Consider the following 2,504-nt stretch of genomic DNA (forward strand, 5'->3'; position numbering starts at 1 on the left):
AGTCCTCATTTGAAATGTCGTAATAGATACCGGGCTTCATCCTAAAACCTCTTTATCTATCCCGATCTGAATAGCTGTTCTAATTCCGGCTAAAACCGCATCCAGTGCTTGGGGACTAATTTCAAATACAGGATTTAACTTCCTTGCTAAATCCATACATAACAGTTCTTCGGGCAGGCTATCCATAACCTCATCAACTGATATTTTATCTTCCTGAGAATTAACAAACGCTTCTCGTTCCATTTGGCGTTCGTACCAGTCGTTTCTGAGTCCGTATGTATTCGTTAACATAGAGCCTCCTTAGGTAAACGCGCGCTCCTTGCGTGTGTTAATTTCATGCTGAATGAGGTTTGTGCGCTCCATAGACACTTTCATTTTCCATTGAAAAACTAAGTCGTCGATTTGCTCATTTGTCATTTCAGACTCTCGCAATAGTGCGAATATCTGATGTTTTATGTGTTTCTGCTTTGCGTTCATGCTGTACTCCGTATGCTGTTTTTAATGTTTCGTTTGCTTCGCTCCATCCGTCCTCGTCCGTGAGAAATAAAGCAATTCCAGCTTTACTTTGGGCTACACGTAATTTGTATTTATCAATATTCATGCTTACCTCTGGATGTGCGAAATCTGCGCTAATCTTGCGATAGCGATTGTTATTTGGTTTCTCTGGTGTTGGTGCGGTAGGTTAATTACCTGATGCGCTCAGGCTAGCAAGCCAGCTTACATAAATCCTCCGGTTCAAACGGTGCTTTTTGTTAGGCGAGACCGATTTATCGCCTTTGGTTTATTGGTCTAAAAAAGTTATCTCACCACAGCCCACAGAATGGACTGTAATTAGTTAACTGCGCCTGCTTTTAACCACGTCAGGCGAGGTGGTTCCTCACTTTCCACAGTCAAGGAAAATTGATATATTGGTTATTCCACAGTCAATATAAGGAATGATTTAAATGGCAAATTTTATTGTTCGTATTGAGCTATATAATGCGGATTATGATGATTACGAGACTCTTCATAAAAGAATGGAAGGTATTAAATTTTACCGATACATTATGTTTTCAAATGGTAAAAACCATGATTTACCAAACGGTACATACTTTGGTAAGCGTGACTTGACGACCTATCAGTTGCTTTCAGAGGTTAAAAGAGTCGCAAAACCGCTATCTAAATCAAAAGATCCATCAATATTTTTATGCTCCTTTAACGATTGGAATGCATCGCTTTATCCATCAAAATGATTACCACCATCAACAGGCGTTGAATTTTCATCAGGCTGGTTAGCTTGATTAATGCGCAGTACATTAATGGCTAATTTAATGGCATCCTTGAATGTGATGCCTTCATCTATTGCTATTTCTTTTATTAAATTCTCTAATTCTTCCACGTTATTCTCCTATCTCGCCGTAACCCCGAACTCACTGCTCGGCTGTTTTGTTTTAACTCCTGAAAATACTGCTACATTAGGTAAGCAACAGTTGTCAGATGTATCTATTTAGGTAATAAAAAACCCCGCATTTGCGAGGCTTTAGATTGATTGGCGTAAATCACCATTTTTTATTTGGATTTCTTTGATGAGCGTGATTTACAACTCTATTCATTATGTCATCTTTAGGTGCGTTATCTTTTGGCTCGCAGTCTCTTGGTAAAGCACCACTCATTAAGGCTCTATCGGTTGCTGTTAATGTTCCATTAGGTACTTCAATTGGTTTATATGGGTCAACAACAACGCTGGGGTCTGTTTCTTTAGCTATAAGCGCCTCAGCTCTTTTTAACTCAATTAGCTTTCCTCTAGCCAAATACCTACGCATTTTAGAGTTAAGCTTTCCTGTTTGAGGAAGATACTTTATCTTCGCCATGTTAAACCCTCGCAGTTACTTCTCCAGATTCTAACAGCGTACCAGATTTTCTATATTTAGCTGAGTAAATACTAGAATTTGGCAAGCAACAGTTATCTCCACTTGGATAATGCTTTGTTGGTTTGAGAGAGAGAACAGGGCGTTCTTTCTTCTCAACGCCAAATATCGAATCCCAAATTTCTTCCACTGAGCGACTTCTCGTAGCTATCTTTCGAGCCAAAAACTCACCTTGCTTTCTGCGTCTGCGAATTTTTGAGTTCTCTTTAAAAATTATCGTTGCCATATTTGCCTCCTAAGTGATCTTTGGTGATTGGCATAGTCATGTGACTAATCATGATCCGCTATGCGAAAGTGGCTACGTCACGCCATCTTCTACACCAATCCCAAAAACCACTCAGTGGTTGCTCTGAAAATTTATTCTGAGCGTTCCTAATTGTAAAAGAGCGAACATCCTGTTTATCTATGGCTCCTTGCCTTTGATGTGATAAATATAACCAGCGGTGATTTATAAGTCAACACCGCAGGTGATAATAATATAACTGGCGGTGTTAATTTATTGTATTTTCAGGTAATTTATTTTCAAAAAAATCTCAGATTGGAATGCAGATCACTTCTTTGGCGGGGAGAGGGCACAAAAAAGCCCTCGCGGGGAGG

Annotated in this window: 6 protein-coding genes; 1 reads left to right on the forward strand and 5 read right to left on the reverse strand. The window is 39.5% G+C overall.

Annotated elements, in window-relative coordinates:
• Positions 1-36: 36 nt before the first annotated feature.
• Both HMPREF3129_RS03995 and kil read right to left on the reverse strand, forming a co-directional pair.
• On the reverse strand, positions 37-291 hold the full coding sequence (locus HMPREF3129_RS03995) for a hypothetical protein (RefSeq protein WP_004245998.1): 255 nt from the start codon (positions 289-291) through the stop codon (positions 37-39).
• Positions 292-418: 127 nt separating this feature from the next.
• Positions 419-601, reverse strand: coding sequence for a host cell division inhibitory peptide Kil (kil, locus tag HMPREF3129_RS04000; protein ID WP_004245997.1), 183 nt, complete (start codon positions 599-601; stop codon positions 419-421).
• 343 nt (positions 602-944) lie between these two features.
• On the opposite strand from kil, the gene HMPREF3129_RS04005 reads away from it, so the two are divergent.
• Positions 945-1,232 (forward strand): hypothetical protein, encoded by a 288-nt coding sequence (locus HMPREF3129_RS04005; protein ID WP_070486800.1) that lies wholly within the window; start codon positions 945-947, stop codon positions 1,230-1,232.
• Here HMPREF3129_RS04005 and HMPREF3129_RS18655 read toward each other — a convergent pair.
• The 3 genes from HMPREF3129_RS18655 to HMPREF3129_RS04015 all read right to left on the reverse strand — a co-directional run bounded on the left by HMPREF3129_RS18655 (position 1,217) and on the right by HMPREF3129_RS04015 (position 2,133).
• Complete coding sequence (locus HMPREF3129_RS18655) at positions 1,217-1,378, reverse strand: hypothetical protein (RefSeq protein ID WP_155289771.1); 162 nt, start codon at positions 1,376-1,378, stop codon at positions 1,217-1,219. The genes HMPREF3129_RS04005 and HMPREF3129_RS18655 overlap by 16 nt on opposite strands.
• A gap of 160 nt (positions 1,379-1,538) precedes the next feature.
• Positions 1,539-1,850: a hypothetical protein gene (locus HMPREF3129_RS18835; protein ID WP_239510903.1), complete on the reverse strand. Its 312-nt coding sequence runs from the start codon at positions 1,848-1,850 to the stop codon at positions 1,539-1,541.
• A gap of 1 nt (position 1,851) precedes the next feature.
• Complete coding sequence (locus tag HMPREF3129_RS04015) at positions 1,852-2,133, reverse strand: hypothetical protein (RefSeq protein ID WP_070486802.1); 282 nt, start codon at positions 2,131-2,133, stop codon at positions 1,852-1,854.
• Between the last annotated feature and the right edge of the window lie 371 nt (positions 2,134-2,504).

The sequence above is a fragment of the Proteus sp. HMSC14B05 genome (assembly GCF_001808035.1).
GTDB classification, from domain to species: domain Bacteria; phylum Pseudomonadota; class Gammaproteobacteria; order Enterobacterales; family Enterobacteriaceae; genus Proteus; species Proteus mirabilis.

Coding starts and splice junctions, on each gene's coding strand:
- HMPREF3129_RS03995 (WP_004245998.1), bottom strand. CDS start 291: ATGTTAACGAATACATACGGACTCAGAAACGACTGGTACGAACGCCAA.
- kil (WP_004245997.1), bottom strand. CDS start 601: ATGAATATTGATAAATACAAATTACGTGTAGCCCAAAGTAAAGCTGGA.
- HMPREF3129_RS04005 (WP_070486800.1), top strand. CDS start 945: ATGGCAAATTTTATTGTTCGTATTGAGCTATATAATGCGGATTATGAT.
- HMPREF3129_RS18835 (WP_239510903.1), bottom strand. CDS start 1,850: ATGGCGAAGATAAAGTATCTTCCTCAAACAGGAAAGCTTAACTCTAAA.
- HMPREF3129_RS04015 (WP_070486802.1), bottom strand. CDS start 2,133: ATGGCAACGATAATTTTTAAAGAGAACTCAAAAATTCGCAGACGCAGA.